Origin of the sequence: Paraburkholderia sp. UYCP14C (genome assembly GCF_004197395.1) — a bacterium.
GTDB lineage: Bacteria > Pseudomonadota > Gammaproteobacteria > Burkholderiales > Burkholderiaceae > Paraburkholderia.
Genome location: NZ_SELS01000015.1, coordinates 136,604 through 154,671 on the forward strand (window position 1 = coordinate 136,604; position 18,068 = coordinate 154,671).

An 18,068-nucleotide genomic window follows, 5' to 3' on the forward strand; every position below is an offset into this window, starting at 1 on the left:
CGCATGTGTCAGCTCGCGTCCGGCAGGGTCTCCGGCGGAATCGCGTCGAGCTGGTAACCGTAACCATAGACCGGCGTCAGCGTGTAGCCAAGCTCCGGGCGCAGTTGCAGCTTGCTGCGCACGCGCGACACGTGAGTGTCGATGGTGCGCGACTTTACGTCGCGGCGGCGCGCCCACACGGTTTCGAGAATATGCGCGCGCGACACCGGTCGCGCCAGATTGTTGAACAGCAGCAGAGCGAGGCGGAATTCCTTCGGCGTCAGGATGACGGTCTGGTCGCCGAAGGCCACGGCGAAATGCGCCGCGTCGAACGTATAGGCTCCGATCACGTCGCGCCGTCGTTTGGGCGGCCGCCGCAGACCCGCACGGCGCTGCAGCGCCTCGACCCGCGCGAGCATTTCGGGGCCGCGCACCGGCTTGCTCAGGCAGTCGTCGGCGCCGGCGTGCAGCGCGGCGACGATCTGGCCTTCGCGCGGTGCCGTAATCAGCATCATGATGGGTAGGCCCGGCAAAATGGAGCGGGCGCGCGGGATCACATCTTCAGCGCAATGGTCGCCGGCCCAGCTTTCGGTGATCAGCAGGTCGAAAAATTCGTCGCTGGCACGCTGCAGGAAGGTGGCGCTGGTGGTGAAGTGCTGGCACACATGGCCACCGGCGAAAATGAGCCGGTCGACCAGTTTGGCGTGTTGCACGTCGGGTTCGATAAGGGCGATGCGCATGGCACGGCGTCAGCGTGGCGACGGGCGGAGCGTCAGGCGTTTTCGTCAGACTTACAACTTGCCTAAGCACACCCCGGCCCCTAAACTCAACCGCTATGCGGAAAGCGCCGTGCTGAACTTCTATAGTTAAGGAGGCGAAAATGCTAGCCTTGGCTGCTTCTTCCGCCTATGAGACGAATCCGAAATTGATTTTGCCGTGTTTCAGCGCCCTGTCTGGAGCCCACACCTGATGGGTTGGCCAGGCATTCTCGTGCTCGGCGTCGTGGTCGGCCTCGCGGGCTGGTGGTTGCACCCGCAGCGCCGGGCGAGCCGCGCCCGCTGGTGGGCCGCACTGGTGGCCGGCCTGCTCGGCGCGAGCGTCGCGCGCATGGCCGGCAACGTAACAGGTCTTTTCCATGATGGCGACATGCTCGAATGGCAGGTAAGCACTGCCGTCGCGCTCATCGCCGTCGCCGTGACGGTCGGCCTTTTTTCGCGTCGATGAAGAGTCGATGAACGCGCCGGTCGATCCGTCGATGAATCTTTGCAGGTAATTCCATGAACGCCCGACTTCCCGAAACCTCCTCCATTCCCGAGCGCCTCGCGAGCCTGCGCGCCGCGATGGCGCGCGAAAGCATCGCCGCTTACCTCGTGCCGTCGGCGGATCCGCACCTGTCCGAGTATCTTCCCGGGCGCTGGCAAGGCCGCCAGTGGCTGTCCGGCTTCACCGGTTCGGCCGGCACGCTGATCGTCACCGCCGATTTCGCCGGCGTCTGGACCGACAGCCGTTACTGGGAACAGGCCAGCGCGCAACTCGCCGGCACCGGTGTCGAGCTGATGAAGATGACCGGCGGCCAGCTGACCACGCCGCATTTCGAATGGCTCGCGCAGAACGTCGCGAGCGGCGGCGCCGTCGGTGTGGACGGCGCGGTGCTCGGCGTGGCGTCGGCACGCGCGTTGAGCGCGGCGCTGTCCGCGCACGGCGTGCAGCTGCGCACCGACGTCGACCTGTTCGACGCGATCTGGGCGCAGCGCCCGGCGCTCCCCGCCGACGCCGTCTTCGAGCACGCCGCGCCGCAAGCGGGCGTCGCGCGCGCTGAGAAGCTCGCGCAGGTGCGTCGCGCGATGGCCGAGAAAGGCGCGCAGTGGCACTTCGTCTCGACGCTCGACGACCTCGCCTGGCTGCTGAACCTGCGCGGCGCCGACGTCAGCTACAACCCGGTGTTCGTCGCGCATGCGCTGATCGGCATGGATCGCGTGTCGCTCTTTATCGCCGACGGCAAAGTGTCGCCGGCGCTCGCCGAAGTGCTCGGGCGCGACGGCATCAGCGTCGAGCCGTACGCGAAAGCCGCGGACGCGCTTGCCGCGCTGCCGGCCGGCAGCACGCTGCTGATCGATCCGCGTCGCATTACATACGGCTCGCTGCAGGCGGTGCCGTCGTCGGTCAAGGTGGTCGAGGCGGTCAATCCGTCCACGTTCCTGAAATCGTGCAAGTCCGCCGCCGACGCCGCGCACGTGCGCGCGACGATGGAGCAGGACGGCGCGGCGCTCGCCGAATTCTTCGCGTGGTTCGAAGGCGCGCTGGGCCGCGAGCGCATCACCGAGCTGACGATCGACGAGCGTCTGACGGCAGCCCGCGCACGCCGTCCCGGCTTTGTTTCGCTGAGCTTCGCGACGATCGCGGGCTTCAATGCGAACGGCGCGATGCCGCACTATCGCGCGACCGAAGAGTCGCATTCTGTGATCGAAGGCAACGGCTTGCTGCTGATCGATTCGGGCGGCCAGTATCTGAGCGGCACGACCGACATCACGCGCGTCGTCCCGATCGGCACGCCGAGCAGCGAGCAGCGCCGCGATTTCACCGTCGTGCTGAAGGGCATGATCGCGCTGTCACGCGCGCAATTCCCGCGCGGCGTTCGCTCGCCGATGCTCGACGCGATCGCGCGCGCGCCGATCTGGCAGGCGGGCGCCGACTATGGCCACGGCACCGGTCACGGGGTCGGCTACTTCCTGAACGTGCACGAAGGTCCGCAGGTGATTTCGCACTACGCGCCGGCCGAACCGTGGACCGCGATGGAGGAGGGCATGATCACGTCGAACGAGCCGGGTCTGTATCGGCCGGGCAAGTGGGGCGTGCGCATCGAAAACCTCGTGCTGAACGTGGCCGCCGAAAAGACCGAATTCGGCGATTTCCTGAAGTTCGAAACGCTGACGCTGTGCCCGATCGACACCCGCTGCATCGAGCTGTCGCTGCTGCGCGATGACGAGCGCGCGTGGCTCAACGCGTATCACGAGACGGTGCGCGCGCGCCTCGCGCCGCATGTCACGGGCGACGCGAAGGCGTGGCTCGAACTGCGCACGCAACCGATCTGAGCGCGGCGAAAACCTTCCCCACGGAGCGTGCATGACGATCAAGGCAGTGGTGTTCGATTTCGGCGGTGTGTTGATCGACTGGAGTCCCGAGTATCTATACAGGGAGCTGATTCCCGACGAAGCCGAGCGCCGCTGGTTCCTCACGCACGTCTGCTCGATGGACTGGGTGATCCGCCAGGACGGCGGGCAGCCGATCGTCGAAGCCACCGACGAGCTGATCGCGCAGTTTCCCGATCACGAGCCGCTGATCCGCGCGTTCTACGAGCGCTGGCACCAGATGGTGGCAGGCGTGCTGGATGACGGCATCGCGCTGATGGAAAAGCTCGAAGCGGCCGAGGTGCCGCTTTTCGGACTCACCAACTGGTCGGCCGAGACCTTTCCATATGCGTGGGAGCACTATCCGGTGCTGCGGCGCTTTCGCGACATCGTCGTGTCGGGGCGCGTGAAGCTCGTGAAGCCCGACCCGGCGATCTTCGCGGAAATGCGCCGGCGCATCGAGTTGCAGATGCCCGGCGTCGAGCCGGCCGAACTCGTCTTCATCGACGACAACGCAAAGAACGCCGAAGCCGCAACGGCGCTCGGCTGGCACGGCGTGCATCACACGAGCGCCGCGCAAACCGAGACCAAGTTGCGCGAGTTGGGTTTGCCGGTTTGAGCTGAGCGCTACCGCTACTGTCCCAACAGATTCTTCAACGCATTGCCGAGACCCTTGACGGTCTCGCCCGCGCCCTTCGCGACACCTTCGACGCTGACCCCGAGCGCCTGTGCAAACCCCGCGCCGATGCGCGTGAGGATCCCTTCGCGCACCGAGAACTTCGGATCGCGCAGATCGCCGTCGAGTACGAAGTGCAGCGTGATGTCGCCGTTATGCGTCTTCAGCGCGGCGACGGCGGCGCGGGTCGGAATCGACATGAACGTTTCGAGCGGATTGTCGGATTCGGCGAGCTGCAGATTGTGGACCGTCACTGTGCCCGGCGCGTGCAGATGATAGTTGCGTACCGTCGATTCGATCGACAGATCGACGGTGCCGCCCGTCACCTGCGCGCGCGCGCCGGCCTTCTTCAGCAGATACGGATCGAGCATCGCGATATCGACACCGTGCAGCGTGCTCGTCGTCTGCGAATCGCGGCTGGCGATCTTGATCCAGCCGTCGAATGTCACGCTGCCGGTATGCGCCGGCCCCTTCAGCGTGCCCCGAACGCTGACGTTGGTCGGCTCGGCGAGCGACGGCAGGTGCAGATCGTCGACGCTCGCGTTGGCGTTGCTGACCGTGACCTTGAACGCCGGCGGCCCGACGGTCATGTCGTAGAAATGGAAATTGCCTTGCTCGAAGCGGATATGGTCGACCTGCTTTTCGCGCGGGATCGACGGCGCCGTGCCGGCGCCGCTCGGCTGATCGTCGCGGTTCAGCGTCTCGCGCAGGTTCGGCAGCAGATTCAGCGAGCCGTCCTTCGTGCGCAGCACGGCCATGTCGAAGCCGCGCACGATGACCTCGCGGATATGCATGCGCCGCGCGATCAGATCGCGCACGTCGGGGGTGATGGTGATTTCGTCGGCGCGTAGCGGTTCGCCCGCCGGCCAGCCGGGCGGCGCTTTCAGCACGACGTGAGTGAGGTGTACCGAGGTGAGGCCGACGTCGATGCTGTCGGCGCTGCCGAGCGGCCCGAGCGCCGCGCTGACGCGATTCTTGACTTCCCGTTGCGCGGATTGCATCGCGCCGATCGCGATCACGATCAACGCCACAAGCGTTGCTGCCACGACGACGATCCAGCGCCTGCCCTTCGACATCGCCATGCCTGTCTCCTGTCGCGTGCGCGGGACTTTCCCTCGCGCCTCCGCCATGTAGCAGGTAGCAACGCGCGTGCCCCGCGGCCCGTCCGGCATGGCGCCGGACGGGTCGCCACATCGAGCCTCTTAACGCGAGATCGGCTTGTAGCGCAGACGCTTCGGCCGCGCGCCTTCCTCGCCGAGACGCGCGCGCTTGTCCGCTTCGTATTCCTGGTAGTTGCCGTCGAAGAACGTGACTTGCGAGTCGCCTTCGAACGCGAGGATATGCGTCGCGATACGGTCGAGGAACCAGCGATCGTGCGAGATCACGAGCACCGAGCCGGCGAATTCGAGCAGCGCGTCTTCGAGCGCGCGCAGCGTTTCGACGTCGAGGTCGTTCGACGGTTCGTCGAGCAGCAGCACGTTGCCGCCCGCGATCAGCGTCTTCGCCAGATGCAGGCGACCGCGCTCGCCGCCGGACAGATTGCCGACGATCTTCTGCTGGTCGCCACCCTTGAAGTTGAAGCGGCCGATATACGCGCGCGACGGCGTTTCATATTTGCCGACCGTCAGCACGTCGGCGCCGCCCGAGATTTCCTCGAACACGGTCTTGTTGGCCGCGAGCGCTTCGCGGCTCTGGTCCACGTAGGCGAGCTTGACGGTCGGGCCCTGCACGATTTCGCCCGAATCGGGCTGCTCGCGGCCGGTCAGCATGCGGAACAGCGTCGACTTGCCGGCGCCGTTCGGACCGATGATGCCGACGATCGCGCCGGCCGGAATCTTGAAGCTGACGTTATCGAGCAGCAGACGATCGCCGTACGACTTGCTCACGTTCTTGAACTCGATCACTTCATTGCCGAGGCGGTCGCCGACCGGAATGAAGATTTCCTGGGTTTCGTTGCGCTTCTGGTAGTCCTGGCTGTTCAGTTCCTCGAAGCGGGCGATACGCGCCTTCGACTTGGCCTGGCGGCCCTTCGGGTTCTGGCGCACCCACTCGAGTTCCTTCTTGATCGCCTTCTGGCGCGCGGACTCCGAGGCTTCTTCCTGCTTCAGGCGCTCTTCCTTCTGATCGAGCCAGCTGCTGTAGTTGCCCTTCCATGGAATGCCGTGGCCGCGGTCGAGTTCGAGAATCCACTCGGCGGCGTTATCGAGGAAGTAGCGATCGTGGGTGACGGCGACCACGGTGCCCGGGAAGCGCGTCAGGAACTGCTCGAGCCATTCGACCGATTCCGCGTCGAGGTGGTTGGTCGGCTCGTCGAGCAGCAGCATGTCGGGTTTTTGCAGCAGCAGGTTGCACAGCGCCACGCGGCGCTTTTCGCCGCCCGACAGATGCTCGATCTTCGCGTCCCACGCCGGCAGGCGCAGCGCGTCGGCGGCGATTTCGATCTGCTGCTCGGCGCTGCCGTCCGAGGTCGCGAGGATCGCTTCGTACTTCGCCTGCTCGGCGGCGAGCGCGTCGAAGTCGGCGTCCGGCTCGGCGTAGGCCGCGTAGATTTCGTCGAGCTTCTTCTGTGCGTTGAAGACGTCGCCGAGGCCTTCCTCGACCGCTTCACGTACGGTTTTCTGCGGATCGAGCTGCGGCTCCTGCGGCAGATAGCCGATGTTCAGGTTCGGCATCGGCGTCGCTTCGCCTTCGATCTCCGTGTCCACACCGGCCATGATGCGGATCAGCGTCGACTTGCCCGAGCCGTTCAGGCCGAGCAGGCCGATCTTCGCGCCGGGGAAGAACGATAGCGAAATGTCTTTGAGGATCTGGCGCTTGGGCGGCACGATTTTGCCGACCCGGTTCATGGTGAAAACGTATTGGGCCATTTGCTTGCAGTAGACGTTGACGACGCCGGCCGCATCCGGGCGGGCAGTCGGGGGTGAATGGGTAATCGGTGTGAGGGCCGGGCGGAACACCCGGCGCCGGCCGGCGCGGCGTCGGATTCGACGACGCTGCCGCGCGCGGCATGTGGTTCAGGTGGCATTGTACTTCGCGGCGGCGGCCGGGCGGCAGGGGAGGCCCCGGCGGCGAGCCCGGTCGCGCGCCATGTCGCGCACCTTCTCGCCGCTCCTCAGAGCCATCGCGCGACGCCGCCGCGTCGCGAGCAGGTGCCGCTGTGATGCCGGCTGAAGCTGTAGCTGCCATCGCGGCAGAGCGCGCTCGCGCCTTCGGGGACCTTGCCCGATAACGAATGGGCCGGCGCATGCACGGTGTTGCCGTCGCGGTTCGTGTACGTGTTGTGGTTACTGAGGTTCGATTCGTCGGGGTTGGTGCCCGGCGCGACGTAGGCGAATGCCTGCGCAGCGCCCAACAGCAGCGCCGCGGCGATGACCGCGGCTGGGCGCAAGGTCTTGAGGGCTAGGCTCGTCAAGGGCTCCCCGAAGCGTCGTGCTGCGTTGTGGTTCGTTGTTGTTCTCGCCAGGTCGCGAGCCGCTGGAAGCCGCCTCAGTTCGCGCGCCGTCCCGTCGCCGGGTCGAAGAAGTGCAGATGCTGCGCGGGCAGCACGACCCGCAGCGCTTCGCCGGCCGCCGGACGATGCGCGTGCGGCAGCCGCGCGGTTACGTCGTGCTGGCCCCAGCGGCCGTGCGCGAGATTGTCCGCGCCGAGAATTTCGCAGGAATCGACGCTCAGCGTCGCCTGCGGTGCGTCGGCCGTACCCGGGCTCAGATGCTCGGGGCGAATGCCGAGCGTCCATTCGCGGCCCTTGGCGACTTCGCGGCCGATCGTCGGCACGCCCGTGAGCGGCAGCTTCGGACCGTTGCCGGCGACGTCGAACGTCGAGCCGTCGTCGGATATGCGACCGTCGAGCAGGTTCATCCCCGGCGAGCCGATGAAGCTCGCGACGAACACCGTGGCCGGCCGCTCGTAGACTTCGGTCGGCGCGCCGATCTGCTCGGCGTGGCCCTTGTTCATCACGATCACGCGCTGCGCCAGCGTCATCGCTTCGATCTGATCGTGCGTGACGTACAGGCTCGTGGTCTTCAGGCGCGCATGCAGGCGCTGGATTTCGAGGCGCATCTGCACGCGCAGACGCGCGTCGAGATTCGACAGCGGCTCGTCGAACAGAAACACCGCCGGCTCGCGCACGATCGCGCGGCCCATCGCAACGCGCTGGCGCTGCCCGCCCGACAGCTCGCGCGGCTTGCGCTGCAACAGCGCGCCGAGTTCGAGAATCTGCGCGGCCGCTTCGACGCGCTGCGCGATCTGAGCACGATCGACGCCCGCGATCTTCAGCGCGTAGCCCATGTTCTCGGCCACGCTCATATGCGGATACAGCGCGTAGTTCTGGAACACCATCGCGATGTTGCGATCCTTCGGCTCCAGCTCGTTGACGACCTTGCCGGCGATCGAAATGCTGCCGTCGGAGATGCGCTCGAGCCCCGCCACCATCCGCAGTAACGTCGATTTGCCGCAGCCTGACGGCCCGACCATCACGACGAATTCGCCGTCGGCCACGTCGACGTCGATGCCGTGCAACACGAACTGTTTGCCGTCGTAGGTTTTCTTAACGCTTTGCAGAGTCAGTGCAGCCATGCCGTTCTAGCCTTTGATTATTGAGTGCTTGTCGCGGTCCGCCATACCGGATCACTTTTCCGAATCGACGAGGCCGCGCACGAACCAGCGCTGCATCGTCAGCACGACGACGAGCGGCGGCAGCATCGCGAGCAACGTGGCCGTCATCACCAGATGCCATTCGGTCGCGGTATCGCCCGAGGCGATCATCCCCTTGATGCCGATCACCGCGGTGGTCAGCGACTGCTGGCTCGTGATCAGGATCGGCCACAGATACTGGTTCCAGCCGTAGATGAAGGTGATCACGAAGAGCGCCGCCATCGTGGTGCGCGACAGCGGCAGCACGACGTCCCAGAAGAAGCGCAGCGCGCCCGCGCCGTCGATGCGCGCGGCTTCCATCAGTTCGTCAGGCAACGTCTTGAAGAACTGGCGGAACAGGAACGTCGCGGTCGCCGACGCGATCAGCGGCAGCGTCAAACCGGTGTACGTATTGCTCAGATGCATCGACGACACGACCTGCACGGTCGGGAAGATCCGCACTTCGACCGGCAGCATCAGCGTGATGAAAATCAGCCAGAACGCGGCAGTGCGAAACGGAAAGCGGAAGTAGACGATCGCGTACGCGGAGATCATCGACACGGCGATCTTGCCGATCGCGATCACGAGCGCCATCACGAGGCTGTTGAACAGCATGCGATTGAACGGCGCCGCCGCATTGCCGGTGCCGTGCGTCCAGATCGCCGCGATGTTCTCGAACAGATGCGTGCTCGGCACGAGCGACAGCGGCACCGTGAACACCTCGTGCTCGCTCATCGTCGCCGCGCAGAATGCGACGTACACCGGAAACACCACCAGCGCGACGCCCACGATCAGCACCGCGTGACAGAACAGGTCGAACCCGCGTCGGTTCTCGATCATGAGTATTGAACCCTGCGTTCGATGAAGCGGAATTGCACGACGGTCAGCGCCACGACGATGATCATCAGCACGACCGACTGCGCGCCCGAGCTGCCGATGTCGAGTCCCTGGAAGCCTTCGGCGAAGATCTTGTAGATCAGCGTGCGGGTGGCCTGGCCGGGGCCGCCGCCGGTCGCCGCGTCGATCACCGGGAAGGTGTCGAAGAACGCGTAGGTAATGTTGATCACCAGCAGGAAGAACGTGGTCGGCGACAGCAGCGGCAGCGCGATGCCGAAGAAGCGGCGCACCGGGCCGGCGCCGTCGATCGCGGCGGCTTCGATCAGCGAGCGCGGAATCGCCTGCAGGCCCGCGTAGAAGAACAGGAAGTTATAGCTGATCTGCTGCCAGACCGACGCGAGCACCACGAGGAACATCGCCTGACCGGGGTTCAGCGCGTGATTCCACACGACGCCGTATTTCGCGAGCGCATACGTGACGAGGCCGATGCTCGGGTTGAACAGGAACGACCACAGCACCGCGGCGATCGCGGGCGCGACCGCGTATGGCCAGATCAGCAGCGTTTGATAGGCCTTCGCGCCGCGCGTCACGCGATCCGCGCAGACCGCGAGCAGCAGCGAGATCAGGAGACCCGACACGGTGACGAGCGTGCAGAACACGATCGTCGTGTTGAACGACGCCAGATACAGCGGATCGGCGAACAGCTGCTTGAAGTTTGCGAGTCCGACGAACTCGCTCGACGTACCGAACGCGTCCTGAGTTTGCGTCGATTGCCAGAGCGCGACGCCTGCCGGCCACAGGAAGAACACCAGCGTGATCAGCAGCTGCGGCGCGACGAGCAGGTAGGGCAGCGCGCTGGTGCCGAAGTAGGAGCGCTTTTCCATCGGGATGTCCAGAGTGAGCTGCGACGAAGGGTTCCGGCGCGGGAGCGCCGGAACCCTGCCAGCAGGCGATGCTTAGTTACCGGCCTTTTCGAAGCGACGGAGCAGGTCGTCGCCGCGCGCGACGGACGAGTCGAGCGCCTGTTGCGGCGTCTTCTTGTCCGCCCACACCTGCTCGAGTTCTTCGTCGATCACGGTGCGGATCTGCGGCATGTTGCCCAGACGCAGGCCCTTCGTGTACGGCAGCGGCGGCTTGTTCAGCATCTGGCGGATCGCGGTGTCGGTGCCCGGGTTCTTCTCGTAGAAACCTTGCTGGCGCGTCAGATCGTACGCGGCGGTCGTGATCGGCAGATAGCCGGTGTCCTGATGCCACTTCGCGGCGACCGGCGCCGTGGCCAGATACGCGAGGAACTTCGCGACGCCCTTGTAGACGGCCGGGTCCTTGCCCGACAGCACCCATAGGCTCGCCCCGCCGATGATCGCGTTCTGCGGCGCGCCCTTCACACTGTCGTCATACGGCATCATGCCGGTGCCGAAGCTGAACTTCGCGTATTTCTTGATCGTCGCGAGCGAGCCCGACGAGTTCGTGATGATGCCGCAGTCGCCGCTATAGAACTTCGACATTGCCTCGTCTTTGCGGCCGACATAGGTGAAGGTGCCGTCCTTCGCCATGTTCTGCAGGAACTGGATGTGCGCGACTTGCAACGGCTTGTTGAATTCGAGCTGTGCATCCATGCCGTCGAAGCCGTTGTTACGCGACGCGAACGGCGCCGCATGCCATGCGCTGTAGTTCTCGAGCTGAATCCAGCTCTGCCAGCCCGACGAGTAGCCGCACGACATGCCCGATGCCTTCAGCTTCTGCGCGTCGGCGTGCAACTCGGCCCAGGTCTTCGGCGGCTGGTTCGGATCGAGACCGGCCTTCTTGAACGCATCCTTGTTGTAGTACAGCACCGGCGTCGAGCTGTTGAACGGCATCGAGATCAGTTCTCCGGTCTTCGAGTCGCTGTAATAGCTGGCGATGGTCGGCACGAAGGCTTTCTGATCGAGCGGCACGCCCGCGTCCTTGAATACCTCAGTGACCGGAACGATGGCTTTCTTCGCCTGCATCATCGTCGCGGTGCCGACCTCGTAGACCTGCAGGATCGCCGGCGCGTTGCCGCTGCGATAGGCGGCGATGCCGGCGGCGAGGGTCTGGTCGTAGGTGCCCTTGAACACGGGCACGATCTTGTAGTCGCTCTGCGATTTGTTGAAGTCGTTCGCGATGTCGTTCAGACGTTCGCCCAGTGCGGCTTCCATCGCATGCCAGAACTGGATCTCGGTCGCGGCGTGGGCCGCCTGGCTGACGCCGATGCTCAATACGGCGGCGACGGATAGTGATCGGAACAGCGGCTTGTAATTCATCGATTTATCTCCTGTTCGGAAGGGCGCGGACGCGAATCGCGCGATTCTATTTGTGTTCGATGACATTCCGGCGTCGGATGCCGGGCGGCGCGCATCATGAGTGGCGGCGCGCCGGAAGCCGAAATTTAGCATTGGCTGTCACGGAAAGGAAATACATGGGCGGCCGCAGGAGATGGGCGCAGCGATGGTCGATGGGGCATTGGGGACTATGTCGCACCTGGTGCTTCTGTCGATCGCCAATAGAAAAAGCCCGCAAAAAGCGGGCTTTCCTGAAAGCGCGTGCGGTGGACAACAACGCGCATCCCTGGCGCGCCGACGTCGTCGCGATGCGGTTCGCGCTTACACGTTGAACAGGAAGTTCATCACGTCGCCATCGTGTACGACGTACTCCTTGCCTTCCGCGCGCATCTTGCCGGCTTCCTTCGCGCCTTGCTCGCCCTTGTAGGTAATGTAGTCGTCGAAGCTGATCGTCTGCGCGCGGATGAAGCCGCGCTCGAAGTCGGTGTGGATTGCGCCGGCCGCCTTCGGCGCCGTATCGCCGATGTGGATCGTCCATGCGCGCACTTCTTTCACGCCGGCGGTGAAGTAGGTATGCAGGCCGAGCAGCTTGAAGCCCGCGCGGATCACGCGGTTCAGCCCCGGCTCGTGCATGCCCATGTCGGCGAGGAACACTTCCATGTCGGCTTCGTCGAGGTCGGCGATTTCCGCTTCGATCGCCGCGCACACGGCGACGACCGGCGCACCTTCAGCGGCAGCGAACTTCGTGACCGCGTCGAGGTGCGGATTGTTCTCGAAGCCGTCTTCCTTCACGTTGGCGACGTACATGGTCGGTTTGGCGGTGATCAGGCAGAACGGCTTGAGCGTGGCCTTTTCTTCATCGGTCAGGTCGAGCGCGCGGACCGGCTTCGCCTGGTCGAGCTGTGCGCGGACCTTCTCCAGCACGGCGACGTTCTTCGCGGCTTCCTTGTCGTTGCCCGACTTGGCCGCCTTGGAATAGCGAGCGAGCGCCTTTTCGACGGTGCCGAGGTCGGCAAGCGCGAGTTCGGTGTTGATCACCTCGATGTCCGACAGCGGATCGATCTTGTTGGCGACGTGAATCACGTTCTCGTCTTCGAAGCAGCGCACGACGTGCGTGATCGCGTCGGTTTCGCGGATGTTCGCGAGGAACTGGTTGCCGAGGCCTTCGCCCTTGCTCGCGCCAGCCACCAGACCCGCGATGTCGACGAACTCGACCACGGCCGGCAGGATGCGCTCCGGCTTGACGATTTCGGCGAGCGCCTTCAGACGCGCGTCCGGCACCTCGACGATGCCGACGTTCGGCTCGATCGTGCAGAACGGGTAGTTTTCGGCCGCGATGCCCGCCTTGGTCAGCGCGTTGAAGAGGGTGGACTTGCCGACGTTAGGCAAGCCGACGATGCCGCATTGGAGGCTCATGGAAATCCTTCAGTGAATCAGTAGGTTGCGTGATGCGCTCGACGCTGCGCGCGGATTCGGCAAGCCTTCGCGAAGGGTGGGGCGCGGCAGGCTCAGCGGAGCGGACACGTCACCGAATCGGGGCGTTGGCTCGACGATTGGGTGCGAGTTTTCACGGAAAGCGCAATTGTAACCCGTTCGCCCGCGCGCACCGGCCGGCGCATTTGCGCAAAGCCACTGTAGAATCGTCAGTTCAGAGCCGGCAGAGCTCAATTTCCGGGGGAACAGCGTGCGAATCATCAAATGGGTCGGAGTTGGCGTCGTCGCCGCGATCGTGGTGGGCGTGGTCGCGACATGGGTCGCGCCGAATTTCGACGAAGCACAGGCCACCACGGACCGTCAGACGATCGATTGCCTGACTGTCCATCTGTCGCGCTCAGATCGCGCCGACATCGCGCGGTTCGCTGACAAGAACGATTACGACTCGCTGTGGCACGTGTTCGACCGCGTGTTCCCCGACTGCGCGGTGCGCGGCGATCAGCGCGATCGCAAGGCCGAGCTCGAAGCGGCCGCGTGGCGCATCCTTTCTTCCGATCGCGATTTCACGCGCATGCGCGAGGCGAACGCGGCGCTCGCGGCGAGCGCCGCGGCGCATTAGCACGACGCATCGGGGCCGCGCGACCACGCGCACGGCACGCAAATGCGCGTGACCGGCAACGCCTGAAGCGCGGGTTGCGCCAGCGGCCGGCGTCAGACCCGCGCAGTCCCGCCAACAACCTCGCGCTGCGCCCCAACACGATGTCCGGCGCAGGCCCGCGAGGCCCCGCGCACAGAGCCCAAATGCCGCGCCCGTCGATCCGTCCCCCGCACCCCCCGCGGCTATAATGCGCGCATGAACGCACACCACCAGACCTTTGATGCCGCCGTGATCGGCGGCGGGCTCGTCGGCAAGACCGCGGCGCTCGCGCTCACGCAAGGCGGACTGCGCGTCGCACTGCTCGCGCAGCCTTGCGCGGCGCTGCCCGCCGGTGCTGTCTTCGACTCGCGCGTCTATGCGTTGTCGTCGAGTTCGCAGGCGTTGCTCGAACGGCTGCGAGTCTGGCAGGCGCTCGATCACACAAGGCTCGGTCCCGTCTACGACATGCGCGTCTATGGCGACGCACACGCCGAGCTGCATTTCTCCGCGTTTCAGGCATCGGTGCCGCAGCTTGCGTGGATCGTCGAATCGTCGGTGATCGAACGCGCGCTCGATGCCGCGCTGCGCTTCCAGCCGAACCTCACGTGGATCGACACGCGCGCGCAGGCGCTCGATTTTTCCGTCGACAGCGCGAGCGTCGGCCTCGCGAACGGCAGCGTGCTCGAAGCGGACCTGGTGGTCGGCGCGGACGGCGCGCACTCGTGGGTGCGCGCGCAGATCGGCTCGAAGATGGTGCGCCGCGACTACCGGCAGACCGGCGTGGTCGCCAATTTCAAGGCCGCGAAGCCGCACGGCGAAACCGCGTATCAGTGGTTCCGCGACGGCGAGATCATCGCGTTGCTGCCGATGCCGGACGGCCACGTGTCGCTGGTCTGGTCGGCCCGCACCGAACACGCCGAGCAGTTGCTCGCGCTCGATCCCGAGCGGCTTGCCGCCGAAGTCGAGCACGTGAGCGGTGAACAGTTCGGCGCGCTCGACTGCGTGACGCCCGCGCAGGGCTTCCCGCTTGCCTTGCAGACCGTGGACCGGCTCGTCGCGCCGCGCGTCGCGCTGGTCGGCGATGCCGCGCATCTGATCCACCCACTGGCCGGGCAGGGCATGAACCTCGGCTTGCGCGACGTCGCCGCGCTCGCGAGCACGATCGGCGACAAGGAGTCGTTCCGCGATCTTGGCGACATGGTGCTGCTGCGTCGCTATGAACGCTCGCGCCGCGAAGACATCCGCGCGCTGATGATCGCCACCGACGGCCTGCAGAAACTGTTCTCGGTGCCGGGTCCGCTCGCGCGCGCCGTGCGCAACACCGGCATGGCGTTCGTCGGTGCGCAGCCATTCATCAAGCGCTGGCTGGTGTCGGCCGCGCTGGGGTAAACCTCGAGGAGGCGCTGCGCGGATAGCCGATGGCCGGTCACGGGCGCCCGGGACAGGTATCATGACCGGATCGACGCGCTGCGATCCGCCCGTAATCCGATCCCGATCAAACCTGATCGAGCCTGATTGAACCGACAGGCGGGCCGAAACGCGCGGCCGGAACGTAATAAACGCGCACGATGCGCGACTGACCCCAGGATCCCAGCATGAAAAAGACCTTCCGCATCGCCGCCGCCGCGCTCGCGATTGCCGCCGCCACGCTCGGCTGCTCGGCGCAGGCCGACCAGACCACCGACAAGCTCAAAGCCACGCTGCAATCCCGTCTGTCCGACGTGACGATCAAGAGCGTGTCGAAGTCGCCGATCGCGGGCCTGTACGAAGTGAACCTCGGCACGCAGATCGTCTACAGCGATGCGAGCGGCGACTACCTGATGCTCGGCGACATGGTGGACTCGAAGACGCGCAAGAATCTGACCGAGGCACGCCTGTCGGAAACCAACCGCATCGACTTCGCAAGCCTGCCGTTCGGCAACGCGGTGAAGGTCGTGCGCGGTAACGGCGCGCGCAAGATCGCGGTGTTCTCCGATCCGAACTGTCCGTACTGCAAGCAGCTCGAAAAAACGCTGCTGTCGATCGACAACGTGACGGTCTACACGTTCCTCTACCCGGTGCTGTCGCCGGATTCGACGGCCAAGTCGAAGTCGATCTGGTGCTCGGCCGATCGCGCGAAGGCCTGGGAATCGTGGATGCAGGACCGTCAGGCGCCGACCGCCGCCGCCACCTGCGACACCGCCGCGATCGACAAGAACCTCGCGCTCGGCCGTTCGATGAACGTCGAGGGTACGCCGACGGTGTTCCTCGCCGACGGCCGCCGCCTGCCCGGCGCCGTGCCGGCCGACCGGCTCGACAAGGAACTGTCGGCCGTGCACTGAACAGTGCGCTGCACGCAGCGCCACGCACGCCCCGGGCGCGCAACAGATGCAATGTTCAAACGAAAGGAGGCGCACACAGCGCCTCCTTTCGCATCGAGCCCCGAACTTCTTCGCCTCACCCTCCTGACACTCCCAAGCGCCGCCGATGAAGCCGATCCGCTACACCATCGTTCCGAGTAATCCTGCCGCCCACCTGTTCGAAGTCACCGTGACCGTCGCCGATCCCGATCCGGCCGGCCAGCGTTTCATGCTGCCGGTGTGGATTCCGGGCAGCTACATGGTGCGCGAGTTCGCGCGCAACATCGTCACGCTGCGCGCGGTCAACGACGCGGGCCGCAAGGTGCGCGTCGAGAAGATCGACAAGCACACGTGGCAAGCAGCGCCGGTCAAGGGCGCCTTGACGCTTCGCTACGAGGTGTACGCATGGGACATGTCGGTGCGCGCCGCGCATCTGGACGACACCAGCGGCTTTTTCAACGGCACGAGCGTGTTCCTGTCGCCGCTCGGCCACGAAGACGCGCAATGCGTGGTCGATATCCAGAAGCCGCAGGGCGGCGAGTATCGCGACTGGCGCGTCGCGACCGCGCTGCCGGAAGCGCGCGGCACGAAGCGCTACGGCTTCGGCGAGTACGGCGCGCAGAACTACGACGAGCTGGTCGACCATCCTGTGACGCTCGGCGAATTCGCGCTCGCGACGTTCAAGGCGCACGGCGTGCCGCACGACGTCGTGATTGCCGGTCGCGTGATCGGGCTCGACATGGAGCGATTGTGCCGCGACCTCAAGCGCATCTGCGAGGCGCAGATCGCGTTGTTCGAACCGAAGTCGAAGCAGGCGCCAGTCGAGCGCTACGTGTTCATGACGCAGGCCGTCACCGACGGTTACGGCGGCCTCGAGCATCGCGCGTCGACCGCGCTGATCTGCAATCGCACCGATCTGCCGGTGCAGGGCCGCGACGCGATGAGCGAGGGCTACCGGACCTATCTCGGTCTGTGCAGCCACGAGTATTTCCACACGTGGAACGTGAAGCGGATCAAGCCGGCCGTGTTCGCGCCATACGACCTCAGCGTCGAGAACTACACGTCGCTGCTGTGGCTGTTCGAGGGCTTCACGTCGTATTACGACGACCTGATCCTCGTGCGCAGCGGCGTGATCTCGCAGGACGACTATTTCGGCCTGCTCGGCAAGGTGATCGGCGGCGTGCAGCGCGCCAGCGGGCGCTTGAAGCAGAGCGTCGCCGAAAGCTCGTTCGACGCGTGGGTCAAGTACTACCGGCAGGACGAGAACGCGCCGAACGCGATCGTCAGCTATTACACGAAGGGCTCGCTGATCGCGCTTGCTTTCGATCTGACGATCCGCGCGCAGACCGGCAACCAGAAATCGCTCGACGACGTGATGCGTCTGCTGTGGAAGCGCTTTGGCCGTGACTTTTATCGCGGCAAGCCGGTCGGCGTCGACGAAAGCGAGATCGAGGCGATTTTCGCGGAAGCGAGCGGCGCGCAACTGGCCGAACTGTTCGCCGATGGCGTGCGCGGCACGCGCGATCTGCCGCTCGACGCGTTGCTCGCGCCGTTCGGCGTGACGCTCGCGCCGGACCTCGACAAGAACGGCAAGCCGTCGCTCGGCGTGCGGCTGCGCGGCGGCGCGGATTGCGCGCTCGCGACCGTGCACGAAGGCAGCGCCGCGCAGAAGGCGGGCCTCTCCGCCGGCGACGTGCTGATCGCGCTCGATGGCCTGCGCGTGACCGGCGGGAATATCGATGCTCTGCTGGCGCGCTACCAGCCGGGCGCGAAGGTCGAGGTGCACGCGTTCCGCCGCGACGAGTTGCGCGTCACGCAGGTGAAGCTCGACGGTCCCGAAGTGGCGCGCTACAAGCTCGCGGTCAGCGATCAACGTCCCGCCGAGCGCAAAGCCCGCGAGCGCTGGCTGGCGAAGTGATCGGCGCGGCGGTGGGCCGCATCGGGCGGGCGACCGATCGTCGCCCGCCCCGCCATCAATCGACGGAGGGGGGCGGCGGATTGTTCTACCCATGCAACAATCCGTCGCCGCCGGATGGCTTTTTCGCCGGCCGGGAAAAAAACACAATGGCTCCACTCGCGCAACACAGCGCGCCCCCTACTGGAGTC

Annotated in this window: 16 protein-coding genes; 7 read left to right on the forward strand and 9 right to left on the reverse strand. The window is 65.5% G+C overall.

From position 1 onward, the window contains the following. Positions 1–8 precede the first annotated feature (8 nt). Positions 9–719 carry a response regulator transcription factor gene (locus EVC45_RS16460; protein WP_129959001.1) on the reverse strand — a complete coding sequence of 237 codons (711 nt, stop codon included), beginning with the start codon at positions 717–719 and terminating at the stop codon, positions 9–11. Positions 720–948: 229 nt separating this feature from the next. Between EVC45_RS16460 and EVC45_RS16465 the strand changes: the two genes are divergently transcribed. Genes EVC45_RS16465 through EVC45_RS16475 form a run of 3 tightly spaced genes read left to right on the forward strand, consistent with a single transcriptional unit; the run spans position 949 to position 3,726 of the window. Continuing rightward, on the forward strand, positions 949–1,203 hold the full coding sequence (locus EVC45_RS16465; RefSeq protein ID WP_129959002.1) for a hypothetical protein: 255 nt from the start codon (positions 949–951) through the stop codon (positions 1,201–1,203). 53 nt (positions 1,204–1,256) lie between these two features. Further along, positions 1,257–3,071 (forward strand): aminopeptidase P family protein, encoded by a 1,815-nt coding sequence (locus EVC45_RS16470; protein WP_129959003.1) that lies wholly within the window; start codon positions 1,257–1,259, stop codon positions 3,069–3,071. Positions 3,072–3,102: 31 nt separating this feature from the next. Then, complete coding sequence (locus EVC45_RS16475; protein ID WP_129959004.1) at positions 3,103–3,726, forward strand: HAD family hydrolase; 624 nt, start codon at positions 3,103–3,105, stop codon at positions 3,724–3,726. A 14-nt stretch (positions 3,727–3,740) separates the two neighbouring features. Here the strand turns inward: EVC45_RS16475 and EVC45_RS16480 are convergent, their stop codons facing one another. The 8 genes from EVC45_RS16480 to ychF all read right to left on the reverse strand — a co-directional run bounded on the left by EVC45_RS16480 (position 3,741) and on the right by ychF (position 12,968). Beyond that, positions 3,741–4,865 (reverse strand): DUF748 domain-containing protein, encoded by a 1,125-nt coding sequence (locus tag EVC45_RS16480; protein ID WP_129959005.1) that lies wholly within the window; start codon positions 4,863–4,865, stop codon positions 3,741–3,743. A 120-nt stretch (positions 4,866–4,985) separates the two neighbouring features. Further along, the gene (gene ettA / locus EVC45_RS16485; protein WP_129959006.1) at positions 4,986–6,650 is read right to left on the reverse strand and encodes an energy-dependent translational throttle protein EttA; all 1,665 of its coding nucleotides are present in this window, start codon (positions 6,648–6,650) and stop codon (positions 4,986–4,988) included. A gap of 245 nt (positions 6,651–6,895) precedes the next feature. Beyond that, the gene (locus EVC45_RS16490) at positions 6,896–7,195 is read right to left on the reverse strand and encodes a DUF3761 domain-containing protein (RefSeq protein WP_129959007.1); all 300 of its coding nucleotides are present in this window, start codon (positions 7,193–7,195) and stop codon (positions 6,896–6,898) included. Between the two features lie 74 nt (positions 7,196–7,269). Continuing rightward, complete coding sequence (locus tag EVC45_RS16495) at positions 7,270–8,358, reverse strand: sn-glycerol-3-phosphate import ATP-binding protein UgpC (protein WP_129959008.1); 1,089 nt, start codon at positions 8,356–8,358, stop codon at positions 7,270–7,272. 51 nt (positions 8,359–8,409) lie between these two features. Next, positions 8,410–9,255 (reverse strand): sn-glycerol-3-phosphate ABC transporter permease UgpE, encoded by an 846-nt coding sequence (ugpE, locus tag EVC45_RS16500; protein ID WP_129959009.1) that lies wholly within the window; start codon positions 9,253–9,255, stop codon positions 8,410–8,412. Next, a complete protein-coding gene (gene ugpA / locus EVC45_RS16505; protein ID WP_129959010.1) occupies positions 9,252–10,136 on the reverse strand; it encodes a sn-glycerol-3-phosphate ABC transporter permease UgpA in 885 nt (294 codons plus the stop codon). The genes ugpE and ugpA overlap by 4 nt, the downstream gene beginning before the upstream one ends. A 72-nt stretch (positions 10,137–10,208) precedes the next feature. Continuing rightward, positions 10,209–11,534 (reverse strand): sn-glycerol-3-phosphate ABC transporter substrate-binding protein UgpB, encoded by a 1,326-nt coding sequence (ugpB, locus tag EVC45_RS16510; protein ID WP_129959011.1) that lies wholly within the window; start codon positions 11,532–11,534, stop codon positions 10,209–10,211. A gap of 339 nt (positions 11,535–11,873) precedes the next feature. After that, on the reverse strand, positions 11,874–12,968 hold the full coding sequence (gene ychF / locus EVC45_RS16515) for a redox-regulated ATPase YchF (RefSeq protein WP_129959012.1): 1,095 nt from the start codon (positions 12,966–12,968) through the stop codon (positions 11,874–11,876). Positions 12,969–13,236: 268 nt separating this feature from the next. Between ychF and EVC45_RS16520 the strand changes: the two genes are divergently transcribed. The 4 genes from EVC45_RS16520 (at position 13,237) to EVC45_RS16535 (ending at position 17,880) form a co-directional block, all read left to right on the forward strand. Further along, on the forward strand, positions 13,237–13,605 hold the full coding sequence (locus EVC45_RS16520) for a hypothetical protein (RefSeq protein ID WP_248295152.1): 369 nt from the start codon (positions 13,237–13,239) through the stop codon (positions 13,603–13,605). 234 nt (positions 13,606–13,839) lie between these two features. After that, positions 13,840–15,012, forward strand: coding sequence for a UbiH/UbiF family hydroxylase (locus EVC45_RS16525; RefSeq protein ID WP_129959013.1), 1,173 nt, complete (start codon positions 13,840–13,842; stop codon positions 15,010–15,012). Positions 15,013–15,218: 206 nt separating this feature from the next. Then, positions 15,219–15,944: a DsbC family protein gene (locus EVC45_RS16530; protein WP_129959014.1), complete on the forward strand. Its 726-nt coding sequence runs from the start codon at positions 15,219–15,221 to the stop codon at positions 15,942–15,944. 145 nt (positions 15,945–16,089) lie between these two features. Next, on the forward strand, positions 16,090–17,880 hold the full coding sequence (locus EVC45_RS16535) for a M61 family metallopeptidase (RefSeq protein ID WP_129959015.1): 1,791 nt from the start codon (positions 16,090–16,092) through the stop codon (positions 17,878–17,880). Positions 17,881–18,068 lie beyond the last annotated feature (188 nt).